The sequence below is a fragment of the Roseovarius sp. E0-M6 genome (assembly GCF_037083845.1).
Lineage (GTDB): Bacteria > Pseudomonadota > Alphaproteobacteria > Rhodobacterales > Rhodobacteraceae > Roseovarius.
Genome location: NZ_JBAPLA010000001.1, coordinates 911,223 through 929,986 on the forward strand (window position 1 = coordinate 911,223; position 18,764 = coordinate 929,986).

The window sequence follows — 18,764 nt, forward strand, 5'->3', positions numbered from 1 at the left end:
TTCCTCTCTCACATACGAGATAGGCACCCTCCCAGAATTTTCGATGATAGCGACCATCAAAGTCAGGTCCGCCCGCACCGAATTAACCTCAAAACGCGATATTTATCCACAGATACCTGTGAATAACCCTGTGTATAATTTCACAAACGCGATTTTTCGCAGTTAAGCACGCTTTCCACCCACCTTGGCCACATCCATGAGCCGGAGCACCATATCCTCGATATCCGACGCGCTCAGCCCGGCGATGCGATACATCTCTTCGGGACTCGCCTGATCAATAAAGATATCCGGCAGGACCATCGACCGGAACCTGAAGCCCGCGTCGAAGACACCCTCATCCGACAGAAGCTTCGCCACATGGCTGCCAAAGCCGCCGACGGCGCCCTCTTCAACGGTGATCAGCGCATCATGCCGCGCGGCCAGATCAAGGATCATCTCCCGGTCCAGTGGTTTGGCGAAACGTGCGTCGGCGATGGTGGGGGTGATCCCTTTCGCGGCCAGCGCCTCGGCGGCGCGGCGCACCTCGCCCAGCCGCGTTCCGAAAGACAGGAGTGCAACACCCTGTCCCTCGCTGATGATCCGGCCCTTGCCAATCTCAAGCACCTCACCGCGCTCCGGAAGGTCCACGCCTTCCCCCTCCCCACGCGGATAGCGGAATGCTATGGGCCCCTCGTCATGCGCCGCGGCGGTGGCAACCATATGCACAAGCTCGGCCTCGTCAGCGGCAGCCATCACCACGAAACCCGGTAGATTGCTCAGGAAGGCCACATCGTAACTGCCTGCATGCGTGGCCCCGTCAGCACCCACAAGGCCCGCACGATCAATGGCGAACCGCACCGGAAGGCGCTGAATGGCCACGTCATGAACGACCTGATCATAGCCGCGCTGCAAAAACGTCGAATAAATCGCACAGAAGGGCCGCATGCCCCCCGCCGCAAGCGCGGCCGAAAACGTGACCGCGTGCTGCTCCGCGATGCCCACATCAAAACAACGGCTTGGATACCTGTCCTCAAGCTTTTTGAGGCCGGTGCCATCGGGCATCGCGGCGGTCACCGCACAAATCCGGTCATCCTCGGCGGCGTGCCGCACGATCGCATCTGCAAAAACTCCGGTATAGCTGGGCGCGTTCGGCTTCGATTTCTTCTGCGCCCCTGTGATAACGTCGAACTTCGCGGTGGCGTGGCCACCATCGCTTGCCCCTTCGGCGGGGGCATATCCTTTGCCCTTCTTTGTCAGCGCATGAATAAGGATCGGCCCGGTCGCCCGCGCCTTTACCGTGCGCAGCACCGGAAGAAGCTGCTCCATGTCGTGCCCGTCGATCGGCCCAACATACGAAAAGCCCAACTCCTCGAACAGCGTCCCGCCCACGGCCAGCCCCTTGAGCATGTCGCGCGCCCGCTTCGCGCCTTCCTGAAACGGTCCGGGCAGAAGGCTCACCGCTCCTTTCGCCGCGGCCTTCAGTTCCTGAAACGGGGCTTCGGCATAAAGATGCGACAAGTAGGACGAAAGCGCCCCCACCGGTGGCGCAATCGACATTTCGTTGTCGTTCAGGATGACGATCAGCCGCTTTTTAAGGTGGCCCGCGTTGTTCATCGCCTCAAAGGCCATGCCAGCGCTCATGGCGCCGTCGCCAATGACCGCGATGGCATCACCGTGCCCTGTCTCGCTGGCCCCGCCCAGATCGCGCGCCACGGCAAAGCCAAGCGCCGCACTGATCGAGGTCGAACTATGCGCTGCGCCAAACGGGTCATAGGGGCTCTCGGACCGCTTGGTGAATCCGCTGAGACCGCCTTTCTGACGCAGCGTCGGCATCTTCTCGCGGCGCCCTGTCAGGATCTTGTGCGGATAGCTTTGGTGGCTCACGTCCCAGATGATCTTGTCACGCGGTGCATCGAACACCGCATGCAGTGCAACGGTCAGTTCAATAACCCCCAACCCGGCCCCAAGATGCCCTCCGGTTTGCGACACCGCCGAAATCGTTTCGGCGCGCAACTCATGGGCGAGCCGCAAAAGCTCGGGATCACTGAACCGCTTGAGGTCCGAGGGACTCTGAACCTGATCGAGCAACGGAGTCGCGGGACTGTCTGACATGATATGAACCCCTCCTTCGGGGCAATTTCAGCTTGTCCGAGCGATAACGAACCCCGCAAGCGCTCGCAAGCCGTCCGCCCTTGCTCCGTATAAAGATAGGGCGTCACGGGCGTCGTCAACAAGGGCCCGCGCCCGCGCCTTGGCCCCGTCCACGCCCAGATGTGAAACGAAGGTGGCCTTGCCGGCGGCGGCGTCCTTGCCCACCGCCTTCCCCGTGATCGTCGCGTCGCCTTCGACGTCAAGCACATCGTCGGCGATCTGAAAGGCAAGGCCCACCGCACTGGCATAGCGCTCAAGCGGCCCGGTATCCGCCCCTGCCATGACCGCCCCCGCGGTGCCCGACCACTGGATCAGTGCACCGGTCTTGCCCGCCTGAAGCGCGGTAATCTCCGCAAGGTTAAGCGGAATGTCAATGCTTTCTGCCGCGATATCAAGGGTTTGGCCCAGAACCATCCCCTGACCGCCCGCTGCCCGCGCCAGACCAAGCGCAAGCGCGGCGCGCGTCTCACCCGGCCCCACAGCAGGGTCGAGCACGCATTCGAAAGCAAGAGATTGCAGCGCATCGCCAACCAGAACCGCAGTCGCTTCGTCCCATGCGCGGTGGACGGTGGCACGTCCGCGCCGCATGTCGTCATCATCCATGCAAGGAAGATCGTCATGCACGAGGCTATAGGCGTGCAGAAACTCGATCCCGGCGGCAGGCCAGATGGCGCATGCGTGCTCCACCTCATGCAGGCGCGCACCCTCCATCACCAGAAACGCCCTAAGCCGTTTGCCCCCGGCACTGGCGTATCGCATGGCATCATGCAAAGGTTCGCGGCCCAGCGGTTCAAGGACACGGTCAATGTGCCGCGTCACATCGCGCGCCACCTCGTCAAGCTCGGTCAGCACGCGTCAGGGGTCCGTCACCGGCGTGGTGCCCGTGGGTTGCCCTTGCCCGTCAAGGGTGATGGCCGCCACCTTCTCTTCGGCTTCCTTCAGCTTGGTTTCACAGCGTTTTTTAAGCTTCGCACCACGCTCATAAAGGGTGATCGACTCCTCCAGAGCCACGTCCCCGCGCTCAAGCTTGGCGACCACCGATTCGAGTTCGCGCATCGCATCCTCGAAGGTCATCTGCCCGACATCCTCGTCGCTCATAATCCGTCCTCTCTTGGCCTCGGGTCACCATAACCGTCCGGCCTGACAGGTTCAATTCGGTTGACGCAGATAGGGCCTTACGGGAATGTGCAGTATGGCAGAGCGTGGCGCAATCAACCTCGGAAGTGACTTTGACATGTATCTCGAGGTCGCCACCCGGCTTGAAACCGCGCGCGAAGACGATCCGGCACTGGCGGAATGCGACCCCGGAGAAATGATCCGCCATGTGCGGGGCAAACGGGCGATCCTTCATTGCACGCTCGATGACCGGCCCGCGGTCCTGCGCCTTGGTCTGACACCAAATGACACCGCGAATGCCAAGACATGGGCCGAAATGAAGCGCCTCTGGCCCTATATGCGCGACGGCAAGGCCCGGATCGCCGAACCCCTGCATTTCAGCCCGGACCACGACATCCTCATCGTGGCCGAGGTGCCGGGGCAACCGCTCCTTCGCAGCATACGCGCAAGCGAGGGCCACTCGCGTGTCCGCCATCTCGCGCCCGCCGCCGGGTGGCTGCACCGGGCCACCGCGATGACCACCGAATGGCGACCAGCACGGCCCGCACCTTGGCTGGCCCGCGCAATCGCTGCCGCAACGCATCAGTGCTTCCCGAATTTGCGCGCTCTGGAAACAGAAATCATTGATCGTATTCAGACCCTTGCAAACCATATTGAAGGCAAGGAATGGCGCGTCGCGATATGTCACGGGGATCTGCATCCCAACAACCTCATCCTCGAGGGTGACCGCCTGACCGGCATCGATATCGGCGGTTCGTCTTATCTGCCCATCTACAAGGATATGGCGCGGTTTCTCATGCATATGGGGCGGCGTGACATCACGCTGTCAGGCGATTGGTGGATGGGCGTGGACCATGCCGGCGCCTATGCGTTTCGCGATGCCTTCGCCCTTGACGAGTTCGAATTTGGCACGGTTTTTCCCTTCATGCTCGGGGTCGAGGCCCTGATCCGCGTCGAGACGCAACAGCTCCCCCCGACCCGCATCAAACGCGCCGAACGCATGTATCGCAGGCTCCTCAAGGATCTGTCCCATAGGGCCGAAAACATAAGTCAGTGACTTTCTTTTAAAAAATTGCTACTTTTACGCTCCCCGCAAGATGTCGGTATCACAATGGTTGAACGGTTTGGGGTCTGCTTTTCGCTTTTTCCGGGACCTGACATCATGAAAAAATTATATCTAGCATCGAGTTTCGCGTTGGCTTTGGCCGTGACAACGCCACTTCACGCCAGTGGTGACGGCGCCAATATACCCATTGGCACGGGGGCCGCGGACGCAGGCGCGACATCATCAAGCCAGGGCTTCATTCCACTGCTGCTGCTTGCGATTATCGCGGCTGTGGTCGCGGCTGACTAAAGCCTTTCACGAATGTCTCCAAAACCCTTCTTTCTGATCAGGCTGTTCGTCAAACACATCACAATATAAAAAAAGGCCCCTGAAAACAGGGGCCTTCTCGTAGATATTCATGTCATTTAATGGGCCGTTGCACTTGGACCGTCCTGCGGCTTGAGTGCGGCTTCAGCGGCGGCTGCCTCTTCGGCGGCCTCGTCCCATTCCACAGCGACAGGAGTTTCGATAAGCGCCTGCTTGAGCACTTCCGACACATGCGAGACGGGAATGATAGTCAGCCCTTCTTTCACGTTGTCCGGGATATCAACAAGATCCTTCTCGTTTTCCTCGGGGATAAGCACCGTCTTGATGCCACCCCTCAGCGCCGCGAGAAGCTTCTCCTTGAGTCCGCCAATCGCCAGTGCGTTGCCGCGAAGCGTGACCTCGCCGGTCATGGCGATGTCTTTGCGCACGGGAATACCCGTCAGCACCGATACGATGGACGTCACCATCGCAAGGCCCGCCGACGGCCCGTCCTTGGGCGTGGCGCCCTCGGGCACGTGAACGTGGATATCCCACTTCTCGAACCGCGGGGGTTTGATCCCGATCTGCGGGCTGATCGACCTGACATAGCTTGATGCGGCATCGATCGACTCTTTCATCACGTCGCCGAGTTTGCCGGTGGTCTTCATCCGGCCTTTGCCCGGCAGGCGCAGCGCCTCGATGTTGAGCAATTCGCCCCCCACCGATGTATAGGCGAGACCCGTTACAACGCCGACCTGATCCTTTTCCTCGGCCAGACCATAGCGGTGCTTCTTCACGCCAAGGAAATCGCCAAGGTTCTCGTCCGTCACCTCGATGGTTTCGGCTTCCTTCTTGACGATCATGGTAACCGCCTTGCGCGCCACCTTGGCGATCTCGCGTTCAAGGTTCCGCACCCCCGCTTCACGGGTGTAATGACGGATGATCCCGGTCAGCGCCTCGTCCGACAGGCTGAACTCCTTGGGTTTGAGCCCATGGTTCTTCACTTGCTTCTCGATGAGGTGCTGTTTTGCGATCTCGCGCTTTTCAACCTCGGTGTAACCGGCCAACGGAATGATCTCCATCCGGTCCAGAAGCGGTCCGGGCATATTGTAGGAGTTCGCCGTGGTGAGGAACATGATGTTCGACAGGTCGTATTCCACTTCAAGGTAGTGGTCCACGAAGGTGCTGTTCTGTTCCGGATCCAGCACCTCGAGCATGGCCGACGCCGGATCGCCACGGAAATCCTGACCCATCTTGTCGATCTCATCGAGAAGGATGAGGGGGTTTGTCGTCTTGGCCTTTTTCAATGCCTGAATGATCTTGCCGGGCATCGAACCGATATAGGTCCGGCGGTGGCCACGGATCTCGCTTTCGTCGCGCACACCGCCAAGGCTGATACGAATGAATTCGCGTCCGGTGGCGCGCGCCACCGACTTGCCAAGACTTGTCTTGCCCACACCCGGCGGGCCGACAAGGCACATGATCGGGCCTTTCAGCTTCTTCGAGCGTTGCTGCACGGCAAGGTATTCAACAATCCGCTCCTTGACCTTCTCAAGACCATAGTGATCTTCGTCAAGGATGGTCTCGGCACGGCGCAAGTCCTTCTTCACGCGGGATTTCTTGCCCCACGGGATCGACAGCATCCAATCAAGATAGTTGCGCACAACCGTGGCCTCGGCACTCATCGGGCTCATGTTCTTGAGCTTTTTGAGTTCCGCTTCGGCCTTCTCGCGCGCTTCCTTGGAAAGCTTGGTTTCCTCGATCCGCGATTCAAGCTCGGCCACCTCGCCTTCGCCCTCTTCGCCATCGCCAAGTTCCTTCTGAATGGCCTTCATCTGCTCATTCAGATAATACTCGCGCTGCGTGCGCTCCATTTGGCTTTTGACGCGCGTCTTGATCTTCTTCTCGACCTGCAAGACGCTCATTTCGCCCTGCATGAAGCCATAAACCTTTTCAAGCCGCTCGCTCACGCTCAGCGTCTCAAGAAGGTCCTGCTTCTCGGCAACTTCGATCCCCAGATGTCCGGCGACCAGATCGGCCAGACGCGCGGGCTCCTCGGCTTCGCCCACGGCGCTCAGCGCCTCTTCGGGGACATTCTTCTTGACCTTGGCATACCGCGCGAACTCGTCGCTGACGGTGCGCAGAAGCGCTTCGATCGTTGCGGTGTCGCCCGGCATCTCGTTAAGATACTCGGCTTCAGCCTCGAAGAATTCTTCGTTTTCGATGTAATTGCGGATCCGCACCCGCGCCACGCCTTCGACCAGCACCTTCACCGTGCCGTCGGGCAGCTTGAGAAGCTGCAACACGTTCGCGAGAACACCCGTCCCATAAATGCCGTCCGCGCTCGGGTCGTCATCCGATGGGTCGATCTGGCTCGACAACAGGATCTGCTTGTCATCCTGCATGACCTCTTCCAGTGCGCGGACCGATTTCTCGCGCCCGACGAAAAGCGGCACGATCATATGCGGGAAAACCACGATATCGCGCAGCGGGAGCACCGGATAGGAGGCGTTCAATGGCTCTTGCATGCTCTTTCCTTCAGGTTTCCGGGGCGTTCATCCCCGGCTTTTCTTGGCAAGAAGGCACCGGCCCCGCTTGGCGGCAGCCACGGCCCTCTCCATTCACAGGCTTGAAGATGGGGCAGACAAGCCCCCCTTTCAACCTCGTCTGGATCAGAATGACCCGGTCCGGCGCGGGGGGCAACCGCCAATCGTTCCGTGAAGACTAGTGCGTTTCGCCTTTGACCTGAGACATCAGCGAAAGACGAAACGCGTGCGACGCCTGAATGTCGCGCCCCGCCTTAGGGATAATGCCAAAGGGCCACGCAAATCGCGTGGCCCAGCAGGGAGAATTTGAAAGTGTCGTATCAGTCTAAGTCACGGATCCTTGCCCGCCAAAGTGCCCTTCGAAAGGGCAGTCGTTCAGATCAGAGCAACCACGACAACGAGCGAGGCGACGATCCAGCTATTTGCAAAAACGGCGAAGTGCATGTTCTTCCCTCCAGATATGTATCCCCACAATGCATAGCCCGACCATTTGGTTCCGGCATAGTCCGGGAATCCTGACCATCGCCCTTCGCGTCAAAGCGGATCGATATCCCCCTGCGCCCGCACGGCGTGGAAATCCGCCTCCCATGCTTGGAAACGTCCCTGCGCAATGGCGTCACGCATCCCCGCCATGATCTGCTGAAAATAATGAAGGTTGTGCCACGTCAGCAGCATCCCCGAGATCATCTCGCCCGACCGGAACACATGATGCAGATAGGCCCGGCTGTAATGCGCGCAGGCCGGGCAGGTGCACGCCTCGTCAAGTGGGCGCGGATCGTCGGCGTGGCGCGCATTCTTGATGTTGACCTGCCCGCGCCGGGTCCATGCTTGGCCCGTGCGCCCCGACCGGGTGGGCAGCACGCAATCCATCATGTCCACACCGCGCGCCACCGCGCCCACGATGTCATCGGGTTTGCCCACCCCCATGAGATAGCGTGGACTGTCCTCGGGTAGCATCTCGGGGGCATAGTCCAGCACCTCGAACATCGCCTCCTGCCCCTCGCCCACGGCCAGCCCGCCGATGGCATAACCGTCAAAGCCGATTCCCCGCAGCGCCTCGGCGCTTTCGGCGCGCAGATCGCGGGTCAAACCGCCCTGCATGATCCCGAAAAGCGCGTGTCCCGGCCGGTCTCCGAACGCCGCTTTCGAGCGTTCGGCCCACCGCATGCTCAGGCGCATCGCCCGCGCGATCTCGTGGTCGTCGGCGGGCAAAGCGGGGCATTCGTCGAAACACATCACGATGTCACTGCCCAGAAGCGCCTGTATCTCCATCGACCGTTCGGGTGTCAGAACGTGCTTTGAGCCGTCGATATGGCTCTTGAACGTCACGCCCTCCTCGCTGAGCTTGCGCAACCCGGCAAGGCTCATCACCTGAAACCCGCCGCTGTCGGTCAGGATCGGCCGCTCCCAGTTCATGAAGCGGTGAAGCCCCCCAAGCCGCGCAATCCGTTCCGCCGTGGGGCGCAACATCAGGTGATAGGTATTGCCCAAAAGGATATCCGCCCCCGTGGCGCGCACATCTTCGGGGCGCATCGCCTTCACCGTCGCCGCGGTCCCGACCGGCATGAACGCAGGCGTGCGAACCTCGCCCCGCGGGGTCATGATCCTTCCGGTCCGCGCCTTGCCATCCTGCGCCCGCAACTCGAATCCGAACCGTTCGCTCATGTCTTTTCCGCCTTCTTGACTTCGCTTCAGCCTCTCTATGGCGCTTCGCTCCGCGACGCAAAATGCTTTCGCCCCGCCCTGCGAAATGAACCAAACCCGCCGTTTGTGCGTTACCCAAAGCACCGGACCGCGAAAATACCGGCACACGAGGGATTTGTGACGCCAAAACCAAGACTTTTCGATCTGCGCACGCTTTTGGGCGTGATCGCCCTGATGTTCATCACGCTGGCCCCCGTCAGCGCGCAGCAACCGTATTTCGAAGTTGATCGCCTTAATCCCGGACTGTCGGAGCCACCCGAAAACCTTGATCGCGAAACGCCGCGCGCGACGATGGAAACGCTCCAGTATCTGTTGGCGCAAGAAGCTTATGACACCGCCGCGCATCTGTTCGATCTGTCGGATATTGACCCTGAGCAACAGGCCAGGATCGGGCCTGAAATCGCACGCAAGTTCGGCAATGTGCTCGACCGGCAAATACTGATTCCATGGGGTGATCTCTCGGATCGGCCCGATGGCTGGGTCACCGGCGCGACCGAGGAACCGGGCACCGGGCGGGTCCGCCGCTCAATCCTTCTCAGCTTGCTCGAGGGCGACACGCATCCCGTGCCTGTGCGGCTCAATCGTCTCAAACCTGAAAACGGTGCGCCTGTCTGGGTGGTTTCGCGGCAAAGTGTGGGTGAAATTCCCGCCCTTAACGAGAGGTTCAAACCGACCCGCCTTGAGCAGGCAATGCCCGAGGCCCTGAAGCGCCGCGGACCTTTCGGGATGTATTACTGGGAATGGCTCGTCCTGCCGGTGATGATCGCGCTGGCGTCATTGGTCGGGCTCATGTCCTTTCGCCTCGTCGGCTGGCTCGGAGGGCTGTCCGATCGCCGCTTCGTTCAGTCGATCGTGCGCGCCTTTCGCTGGCCCGCCACCATTGTCACCGTGGCGCTGATCGTGAGCTTCGCGACCAGTCGGCTCTTTATCGTCACCGGCCCGGTGAGCGTGATCATCGCGCCCGCGGTCCTTTTGGGGTATATCCTCGCCGTGGCACTCGCCTCCATCCGCGTGGCCGATGAAATCTTCGACCGGCTGTCGCCAAGCAATCCGCAAGACCTTGCCGATCCGTCCAAATCCGAGTTTCGCAGCATCGCCACGCTTCTGGCTGGCATTCGTAAATTCATCATCGTCGCCGCCGTTGTGCTGGGCGCGGTCACGCTGCTCAGTTCCATTCAGATATTCAATTCTGTGGGCTACACACTTCTGGCCGGGGCCGGGGCGATCACGATTGTCCTCGGGTTTGCGGCACGTGAGGTTCTGGGAAATCTCATGGCCGCGGTGCAGATCGCCCTCAATCGTTCCGCGCGGATCGGTGACGTTCTGGTCTACCGCAATCAATTCTGCACGGTCGAGCGCATTCACTTCACCTACGTTCAGCTTTTGATCTGGACGGGCAACCGCTATGTCGTTCCCGTCAGCGATTTCGTCGCCAACCCGTTCGAAAACCTCTCGATGGAAAGTCACGAGATGTTGCGCCCCATCACCGTGACACTGCATCACGATGCCGATATCCAACAGATGCGCGATGCGTTCTTCGAGATCATGGACATGATCGACGATGGCACCCTCGGCAACCGCGACAAAGCCTTCGTGCGCGTCGCCGATCAGGACGCCTTCGGTCAAAAGGTGCTGTTCGCCTTGCCCACCCCGAACCAATCCTCCTTCTGGGATCTCGAATGCCTCGCCCGCGAGCAAATCCTCGCCCGCGCCCTCAAGATCGAACGCGAGACAGGTAAGCCGATGCTTCCGCCAAGCCCGGGGCGCGATTTACCCGGCGGCTGACCCTGTCCCGCTTGCACCTTGCCTCAAAACCGCGATGATGGACCCAAGTTTCAGTAAGGAGATATCAATGTCCGACGACGAAAACACGACCGACCAACTGCAATTCGGCTGGGAGGAATGGATATCGTTGCCGGGTCTTGGCGTTCCTGCAATCCGTGCCAAAGTCGATACGGGGGCCCGAACGTCCGCACTTCATGCCTTTGACATCGAAACCTTCGGGCCAACCTCAAAGCCCAAGGTCCGGTTCACCCTGCACCCGATCCCCGGTCGCGATGATCTTGTCATTCCCTGCTCGGCGCCCATCGTGGATCGCCGCGAGGTGACGTCATCCAACGGCGAAAAAGAAAGCCGTTACGTGATTCAGACAACCATTGAGGTGGCGGGCGAAAGCTGGCCCATCGAGATCACTCTCACCAACCGCTCCGGCATGGCAAGCCGGATGCTCCTCGGGCGGCAGGCTCTCAAGGATCATATCTCGATCGTGGCAACCGACCGTTTCATGCAGCCGGAACTGAGCTACGATGTCTACCACAGCTCCAAGATGCGCCGCGAGGCTCCGGATCGTTCATTGCGCATCGCCGTGCTTTCGCGCGAAGACAACTATTCCACCCGCCGCCTTGTCGAAGAGGGCGAAAAACGCGGCCACACCGTTGAAGTGATCAACACCACGCGCTGCTACATGGCGATCAACGCGATGGCCCCCGAAGTGCATTACGATGGCAAGCGATTGCCGCGCTTTGATGCGGTCATCCCGCGTATCGGGGCGTCCATCACACCCTATGGTGCGGCCATCGTTCGACAGTTCGAGACCATCGGCACGTGGTGCGTCAACGGCAGCGCGGGCATCACCGCCAGCCGCGACAAGCTTTACGCCCATCAGATCATGGCCCGGGCCCGAATCGGCATGCCCAACACGGCCTTCGCCAGCTCTCCGCGCGACACCGCGAACATCATCAGCCTCGTGGGCACAGCGCCCCTTATTGTGAAACTGCTCGAATCGACACAAGGCAAAGGCGTCGTTCTGGCCGAAACCAAGAAGGCCGCCGAGTCGGTGATCGACGCCTTCCGCGGCCTCAAGGCCAATTTCCTCGTGCAGGATTTCGTCAAGGAAGCCGCAGGCGAGGATATCCGCTGTCTCGTGATCGGCGGCAAGGTGGTGGCCTCCATGAAACGCACCGGTGCCGATGGCGATTTCCGCTCGAACCTGCACCGGGGCGGGTCGGCCAAATCGGTGCGCATCACCAAGCAAGAACGTGACACGGCCCTGCGCGCCGCGCGGTCGTTCGATCTCAACATGGCGGGGGTCGATCTTTTGCGGTCCGAAGGCGGCCCCAAGGTGCTCGAGGTGAACTCGAGCCCCGGCTTCGAAGGGATCGAGGCGTCGACCAGCAAGAACATTGTCGGCAAGCTTTATGAAACCATCGAAGCGCGCGTGCGTCCGACCCCGATCCGACGCCGCAAAGGAAGCTGAAGCTGCCTTGCACCTCCTGTGCGGACTGGCCGCACTGGACGTGCCGGACGTAAATCCTTATATGTTTGGTCAAGTAACCGATCGGATTGGCAAATGACCGAAAACGCACAAAATTTCGAAGGCGCCCCCCTTATCGCACCATCGTCGACGGATCATCAGCTTTATGACGGCATCGTCGAGGCGTGCCGCTCGGTCTATGATCCCGAGATTCCGGTGAACATCTACGATCTGGGGCTGATCTATACGATCGACATCGACGATGAGAACGCGGTCAAGGTCATCATGACCCTCACCGCACCCGGGTGCCCCGTTGCCGGTGAAATGCCCGGCTGGGTGGCCGAAGCGATCGAGCCCCTGCCCGGCGTGAAACAGGTCGATGTCGAACTCACATGGGAACCGCCCTGGGGCATGGACATGATGTCCGACGAGGCCCGGCTCGAACTCGGCTTCATGTAAGCAGGCGACTCTGCTTTCCTCTCCTGTTAGGCAGGTGTTTTTACTTGCATCTGAGTCATAGCAAGCATATAAGCTTGCTATGGTATGGACCGTTTTCACAGGCGACATCGTCAACTCCTCCGATCTGGGAAAAGTCGACCTCGACGACCTCATCGGTGCGGTTCACGATACATCCGACCGCGCATCGCGTTGGCCGGGTCGCGATGCGCGAACCACTCAGATCGGCTTTGCCCGCAGGGGCGGAGACGGCTGGCAGATCGCCTGCGCTAATCTTCGGAATCCTCTTCGCCTCGCGCTCTGCGTTCAAACCGCGATCGTCGCCCGCATAGACGGAGCCGCGTCGCGCATCGCGGTGGCGACCGCTTCAGGCGATATGCTCGCCACTCTGCCCGATGACCTCAACAGTGCGCATGGCCCCGCCTTCACACGCTCGGGTCGACTGCTTGACCGCCTTGAGGGGCACAGGCTCATGGCGCATGCCGACGGCGGCGCATGTGACGCGCTCTTCTGCCTTGCCGATCACATGGCGCAGGGCTGGACACAGGCGCAGGCACGCGCACTTTCGTTCAAGCTCCGCCCCGACGCACCGGCCAACCGGGAAATCGGCGCCGCGCTCGGCATCTCGCGTCAGGCGGTGGATCAGGCGCTTCACGGCGCGGGCTATATTGCGCTCGCCGATGCTCTGGCCCGCCTGGAGGACACGGCATGATCGCCACCTTCACTGCGCTTTTGTTTGCTCATCTGCTGGCGGATTTCGTGTTCCAGACGGATTGGATCAACGCCAACAAACACCGCCCGCATGTCATGCTCCTGCACGGCGCAATCGTGCTCGTCACCGCGCAGGCGGCGCTGGGCCGGGTCGACGCGCCGGAAATTCTGGCTCTGGCAATCGCGCATATGGTCATCGACGCCATCAAGATCCGGGGCGATTTCCGTGGTATCGCGGGGTTTCTCACCGATCAGGGCGCACATATTGCCACCATCTTGGCTGTGACAGTCTTGACGCCCGATCTTTGGGCCGGCGGCCTTTGGGCCCCTTGGCCCAAGGTCTTGCCGCTCATGGCCCTCTTGGCGGGCCTGATCACCACGCTGTTTGCCGGTCAATACGCTGTGGGGCTGCTCATGCGTCCGCACACGGTGCGCATCCGCAACAACGGGCTGCGTGATGGCGGTCGGCTCATCGGTCTGCTTGAGCGTGGACTCATCTTTGTGTTGGTCATTGCCGGACAACCGATTGGCGTGGGGTTCCTCATCACCGCCAAATCCATCCTCCGCTACGGCACCGCGACACGCGATCAGCGCACCGCCGAATACGTCATCATCGGCACCCTCGCCTCCTTCGGCTGGGCCATTTCCGTAGCCTTCGCCACCGCGCTCCTGCTCGCGCATCTTCCAGACCTTGAGATCGGGCCCCTTCGGCACTAGGTTAGCCCCAACAGCAAAGGAAAGAGCGACACAATGTTCGGAATTCCCGGAAAGCAGGCGGTGACCATGACTCCAAAGGCTGCGGCACAAATCGCAAAGCTGATGGAGAAAGAAGGGCACAAAGGTCTGCGTATCGGCGTCAAAAAAGGCGGATGCGCGGGCATGGAATACACCATGGACTACGTCGACGAGACCGACCCCAACGACGAGGTGGTCGAACAGGACGGCGCGTGCGTCATGATCGCTCCGATGGCTCAGATGTTCCTCTTCGGCACTGAAATAGATTACGAAGTTTCGCTCTTGGAATCGGGGTTCCGCTTCCATAACCCGAACGTGACCGAAGCCTGTGGATGCGGTGAGTCGATCAAGTTTGAGAATATGTGAGCTTTGGTCACCAAACCTTTGTTTTGATTTATTTTAGGAATCTCAGATGAGACGCAAGCTGGCCGCCGGCAATTGGAAGATGAACGGCAACGGCGCCAGCTTGGCAGAAATCGAAACCCTTGCCCGCGACCACGCAGAGGGCGGCACCGATCTGGTGATTTGCCCGCCCGCCACGCTTATCTCGCGCGCTGCGGCGGTCGCAGGTCCCATCGACATCGGCGGACAGGATTGCCACATGGCCGCCTCGGGCGCGCATACCGGCGATATTTCGGCCAGCCAACTGCGCGATGCGGGGGCCACGGCCGTGATCCTCGGGCATTCCGAACGCCGCGAGGCGCATGAAGAAGACAGCGCCATGATCCGTGAAAAGGCTCGCGCGGCCCATGCCGAAGATCTTACCACCATCATTTGCGTGGGCGAGTCGCTTGCCCAACGTGATGCACAGAATACGCTTGATATCATAGGCGCACAGCTCTCGCTGTCGGTCCCAGACACGGCCACAGGACACAATACCGTCATCGCCTACGAGCCGATCTGGGCCATCGGCACCGGCAAGGTGCCAAGCATGAACGAGATCGGCCAAGTGCATGATTTCATTCGCTCAAACCTAGAACGCAGGTTCGGGTCAGGGGTCGGGCGCTCCGTTCGGCTGCTCTATGGCGGCTCGGTCAAGCCCGGCAATGCCGCTGAAATCTTTAGCGTGTCCAATGTCGATGGCGCGCTTGTGGGCGGGGCCTCGCTCAAGGCGGCGGATTTCTCTCCCATCGTCGCGGCCCTTGACGCGACCACCTAGACATCCGCGCCCACCCCCTCCAAGGTGCCGCCATGGCCCCACGCAAGATCATCATCGACACCGACCCCGGTCAGGATGACGCCGTCGCGATCCTGCTCGCACTGGCCAGCCCCGAGGAGTTGGAGCTGCTTGCGATCACCTGTGTCGCGGGCAATGTTCCGCTTGATTACACCACTCGAAATGCACGTATTATCCGTGAGTTGTCCGGCAAAGCTGAAGTGCCCGTTCTGGCCGGATGTGATCGGCCCATGACCCGGGCGCTGGTAACAGCCGAGCATGTGCATGGCCGCACCGGGCTTGACGGGCCGGACCTTCCCGACCCGGTGCTGCCTCTCGCCCCCGGTCACGCCGTCGACCACCTGATCGACACGCTGCGGCGCCATCCCCCCGGCACGATCACGCTCTGCCCGATCGGGCCGCTCACCAACATCGCCACGGCCCTTGACCGTGCCCCCGATATCGCCCCCCGCATCAAGGAAATCGTGCTGATGGGCGGGGCCTATTTCGCTGTGGGCAATGTCACGCCCGCCGCCGAGTTCAACATTCATGTTGATCCTCAGGCCGCTGATATTATTTTTAAATCTGGCGTTCCGATCACCGTTGTTCCGCTGGATGTGACACACAAGGCGCTGGTCACCCGCGCCCGCAACGACGCCATTCGCGCCATCGGCACGCCGGTTGCCCGCGCGGTGGCCGAGATGACCGATTTTTTCGAAAGATACGACCGGACAAAATACGGTCAGGACGGCGCACCGCTGCACGATCCCTGTGTGATCGCTTATCTGCTCAGGCCCAATCTCTTCTCGGGCCGTCATATCAATGTCGAGATCGAAACCACGTCCGAATTGACCATGGGCATGACCGTCGCCGACTGGTGGGGCGTCACGGATCGCCCTGCCAACGCGCTTTTTCTGGGCGATATCGACGCCGACGGATTTTTTTCTCTCCTGACCGAAAGGCTCGCCCGGCTATGACCGCCCTCACCCTTGCCGCCGCCGATGATCTCACAGCCCTCCTGCCCCTCGTCGAAGCGTTTCACGCCGAAGAGGGCATCACGCAGGATGACGACACCCGCCGCGCCGCACTTCTCCCGCTGCTCGAAGGGTCGCCGCATGGTGCGATCTACGTTGCCGGTCCGCGCCGTGCGCCCATAGGGTATGCGGTCATCTCCTTCGGCTGGTCGCTCGAATTCACCGGGCTCGACGGGTTTCTCGATGAAATCTACATCCGTCCGGGCGTGCGCGGGCGTGGCATCGGAACTGAAATTCTGGCCGCACTGCCCAAGGCCCTGTCGCGCCACGGCGTGCGTGCCATCCATCTCGAGGTGCGGCGCGACAACGAAAAAGCGCGCGCGCTCTATCAACGTCTTCATTTTGAGCCGCGTGATCATTACATGCTGATGAGCCGCAAGCTTTGAGGACCGCTATGACCCTCGATATACCCTTCGACAACAGCTACGCTCAGCTCCCGCCCGCGTTCTTCACGCGGCTCGACCCGACCCCGGTAAAATCCCCTCGCCTCCTTGCCTTCAATGAGGCGCTCGCGCGTGAGCTTGGCATCGCCCCCCAAGAGGCCGACCTCGCCGCCATCTTCGCCGGCAACAAGGTGCCCGAGGGTGCCACCCCGCTGGCTCAGCTTTACGCAGGCCATCAGTTTGGCGGGTTTTCCCCTCAGCTTGGCGATGGCCGCGCCAACCTGCTGGGTGAGGTGATCGACCGGACCGGATCACGCCGGGACATTCAACTCAAAGGGTCTGGCCCCACCCCCTACAGCAGGATGGGCGACGGGCGCGCATGGCTGGGCCCGGTGCTGCGTGAATATGTGGTGAGCGAAGCGATGCACGCGATGGGCGTGCCAACCACCCGCGCGCTTGCCGCCGTCGTCACGGGCGAGTCGGTTTACCGCGAAACCGGTGCCCTGCCCGGTGCCGTGCTCACCCGTGTCGCCTCGAGCCATATCCGCGTGGGCACCTTTCAGGTCTTTCTCGCACGGCGCGACCTCGAGAGCCTGCGCGCGCTTTACGACTATACCCGCGCCCGCCACACGCCCGAGGCACAAAGCCCGGGTGATATGCTGCGCGCGGTCATCGACCGTCAGGCACGGCTCATCGCGGCATGGGAATCGCTTGGCTTCATCCACGGGGTGATGAACACCGACAACACCACCCTCTCGGGCGAGACCATTGATTACGGCCCCTGCGCCTTCATGGACCGGTATCACCCCGACACGGTGTTTTCCTCGATCGACGCGCACGGGCGCTATGCCTATGGCAATCAGCGGCATGTGATCGTCTGGAACCTCGCACAGCTTGCCACCTGCCTCGTCCCCCTTCACGATGATCAGGATGCGGCGGTCGAAGAGATGACCCGCGACATCCATGCCATGCCGGAGTTGATTGGCCGTTACTGGCTCAGTGCATTCGGACACAAGATCGGCCTTGATGACGCCAGCGAGTCGGACCGCCCGTTGATCGACGAATTGCTCGCACTCATGGCGGCCTCGGGCGCTGATTTCACCAACACATTTCGGGCACTGGCCGATGGCTCTGCGCGCGATCAAGTCACCGACCGCGACGCTTATGATGCGTGGCACGCAAAGTGGCAGGCGCGGCTTGCGTCGGAAACCGGCACCGCTGAGCGCATGCGCGCCGCGAACCCATGGGTCATTCCCCGCAATCACCGCATCGAACAGATGATCGAGGCCGCCGTCGCCGGCGACATGGCCCCGTTCGAACGTCTGATGCGGGTGCTCGCCACGCCATACGAGGCGCAACCGGACGAGGCCGAACTGACGCGCCCACCGCGCTCCGCAGAAGTGGTTCAACAGACATTTTGCGGCACCTAAAGCGTTTCGCGAAAAACTTGGAACACAGATTGCACGAAACGCAGCGCGACATTCAGGCGTTGCCCGCGTTTCGCCTTGTCGCGCTATTTGCGCCAACGTTTGAAAAATCGCGGATTCTTGCGGATGAACTCATCGATCACCGACCCCACCCCGCCATACGCCTTGCCCTTGAGATAGGCAAAGCCCGCCCCGGCCCCGATAAGAGCGCCCATGGCATCCATGATGAGGTCTCCCATAGTGTCCATCAATCCGGATTTCTGCATGTTGAATCCAAAGAGCTGATCCATCGAGAACTCGAAGACCTCCCAAAGAGCGCCGATAGCAATGGCGAAACAGGCGCCGAAAAATGCGACCGCGACATGCGGCGCGTTAAATTTGTCGCCTTGAAACATCATGAAGACCAGCAAGAAACCGATCAGCCCGAACCCGATGGCCGATCCGCCATGCATGACGATGTCCCACCACCAATAACGCTCGTAGAAATCGAACACCTCGCCAAGGAAGACGGTGCCGCCGACGAAAATGACAATTGCCGCCATGAAACTTGGGGGCACATGCACTTGCGCCCAACGGGCGACAAACATAGGCGCCATCGACAGGCCCAGCGTGGCCAAAGCCACGAAAGCCAACGGCAACCGTCCTTGGGTCAGCGCGAAAATCGTAACGCCCACAAGGCTCAGCCAGATCAGCAGCGCCAGCCATGTCTGATCGCGGAACACGGGATGACTTCTCCCTCGCTTCGTGTTGTAGTCCAACTAC

General features: G+C 60.8%; 17 protein-coding genes. 11 read left to right on the top strand and 6 right to left on the bottom strand.

What is annotated here, in order from left to right:
- Positions 1 to 162: 162 nt before the first annotated feature.
- Genes dxs through V8359_RS04325 form a run of 3 tightly spaced genes read right to left on the bottom strand, consistent with a single transcriptional unit; the run spans position 163 to position 3,228 of the window.
- The gene (dxs, locus tag V8359_RS04315; protein ID WP_336427480.1) at positions 163 to 2,091 is read right to left on the bottom strand and encodes a 1-deoxy-D-xylulose-5-phosphate synthase; all 1,929 of its coding nucleotides are present in this window, start codon (positions 2,089 to 2,091) and stop codon (positions 163 to 165) included.
- Positions 2,092 to 2,118: 27 nt separating this feature from the next.
- Positions 2,119 to 2,982, bottom strand: a complete 864-nt coding sequence (locus V8359_RS04320) for a polyprenyl synthetase family protein (RefSeq protein ID WP_442970311.1) — start codon at positions 2,980 to 2,982, stop codon at positions 2,119 to 2,121.
- A gap of 3 nt (positions 2,983 to 2,985) precedes the next feature.
- Positions 2,986 to 3,228: an exodeoxyribonuclease VII small subunit gene (locus V8359_RS04325; RefSeq protein WP_336427481.1), complete on the bottom strand. Its 243-nt coding sequence runs from the start codon at positions 3,226 to 3,228 to the stop codon at positions 2,986 to 2,988.
- A 94-nt stretch (positions 3,229 to 3,322) separates the two neighbouring features.
- On the opposite strand from V8359_RS04325, the gene V8359_RS04330 reads away from it, so the two are divergent.
- On the top strand, positions 3,323 to 4,303 hold the full coding sequence (locus V8359_RS04330) for a phosphotransferase (protein ID WP_336427482.1): 981 nt from the start codon (positions 3,323 to 3,325) through the stop codon (positions 4,301 to 4,303).
- 413 nt (positions 4,304 to 4,716) lie between these two features.
- On the opposite strand, the gene lon is transcribed toward V8359_RS04330, so the two are convergent.
- Both lon and tgt read right to left on the bottom strand, forming a co-directional pair.
- Positions 4,717 to 7,125 (bottom strand): endopeptidase La, encoded by a 2,409-nt coding sequence (lon, locus tag V8359_RS04335; RefSeq protein ID WP_336427483.1) that lies wholly within the window; start codon positions 7,123 to 7,125, stop codon positions 4,717 to 4,719.
- Positions 7,126 to 7,677: 552 nt separating this feature from the next.
- Positions 7,678 to 8,808, bottom strand: a complete 1,131-nt coding sequence (gene tgt, locus V8359_RS04340; protein ID WP_336427484.1) for a tRNA guanosine(34) transglycosylase Tgt — start codon at positions 8,806 to 8,808, stop codon at positions 7,678 to 7,680.
- Between the two features lie 156 nt (positions 8,809 to 8,964).
- On the opposite strand from tgt, the gene V8359_RS04345 reads away from it, so the two are divergent.
- The 10 genes from V8359_RS04345 (at position 8,965) to V8359_RS04390 (ending at position 18,005) form a co-directional block, all read left to right on the top strand.
- Positions 8,965 to 10,632 carry a mechanosensitive ion channel family protein gene (locus V8359_RS04345; RefSeq protein WP_336427486.1) on the top strand — a complete coding sequence of 556 codons (1,668 nt, stop codon included), beginning with the start codon at positions 8,965 to 8,967 and terminating at the stop codon, positions 10,630 to 10,632.
- 67 nt (positions 10,633 to 10,699) lie between these two features.
- Entirely contained in the window at positions 10,700 to 12,103 is a 1,404-nt protein-coding gene (gene rimK / locus V8359_RS04350; protein ID WP_336427487.1) for a 30S ribosomal protein S6--L-glutamate ligase, read from the top strand.
- A gap of 93 nt (positions 12,104 to 12,196) precedes the next feature.
- Complete coding sequence (locus V8359_RS04355; RefSeq protein WP_336427488.1) at positions 12,197 to 12,559, top strand: SUF system Fe-S cluster assembly protein; 363 nt, start codon at positions 12,197 to 12,199, stop codon at positions 12,557 to 12,559.
- A gap of 79 nt (positions 12,560 to 12,638) precedes the next feature.
- Entirely contained in the window at positions 12,639 to 13,268 is a 630-nt protein-coding gene (locus tag V8359_RS04360) for a hypothetical protein (RefSeq protein WP_336427489.1), read from the top strand.
- A complete protein-coding gene (locus V8359_RS04365; RefSeq protein WP_336427490.1) occupies positions 13,265 to 13,984 on the top strand; it encodes a DUF3307 domain-containing protein in 720 nt (239 codons plus the stop codon). The genes V8359_RS04360 and V8359_RS04365 overlap by 4 nt, the downstream gene beginning before the upstream one ends.
- 33 nt (positions 13,985 to 14,017) lie before the next feature.
- Positions 14,018 to 14,368: a HesB/IscA family protein gene (locus V8359_RS04370; RefSeq protein WP_336427491.1), complete on the top strand. Its 351-nt coding sequence runs from the start codon at positions 14,018 to 14,020 to the stop codon at positions 14,366 to 14,368.
- A 46-nt stretch (positions 14,369 to 14,414) separates the two neighbouring features.
- Positions 14,415 to 15,161, top strand: coding sequence for a triose-phosphate isomerase (gene tpiA / locus V8359_RS04375; protein WP_336427492.1), 747 nt, complete (start codon positions 14,415 to 14,417; stop codon positions 15,159 to 15,161).
- 32 nt (positions 15,162 to 15,193) lie between these two features.
- Entirely contained in the window at positions 15,194 to 16,135 is a 942-nt protein-coding gene (locus V8359_RS04380) for a nucleoside hydrolase (protein WP_336427493.1), read from the top strand.
- A complete protein-coding gene (locus V8359_RS04385; protein WP_336427494.1) occupies positions 16,132 to 16,578 on the top strand; it encodes a GNAT family N-acetyltransferase in 447 nt (148 codons plus the stop codon). The genes V8359_RS04380 and V8359_RS04385 overlap by 4 nt, the downstream gene beginning before the upstream one ends.
- A gap of 8 nt (positions 16,579 to 16,586) precedes the next feature.
- A complete protein-coding gene (locus V8359_RS04390) occupies positions 16,587 to 18,005 on the top strand; it encodes a protein adenylyltransferase SelO (RefSeq protein ID WP_336427495.1) in 1,419 nt (472 codons plus the stop codon).
- A gap of 83 nt (positions 18,006 to 18,088) precedes the next feature.
- Here V8359_RS04390 and V8359_RS04395 read toward each other — a convergent pair whose 3' ends face one another.
- The gene (locus V8359_RS04395) at positions 18,089 to 18,724 is read right to left on the bottom strand and encodes a hypothetical protein (RefSeq protein WP_336427496.1); all 636 of its coding nucleotides are present in this window, start codon (positions 18,722 to 18,724) and stop codon (positions 18,089 to 18,091) included.
- Between the last annotated feature and the right edge of the window lie 40 nt (positions 18,725 to 18,764).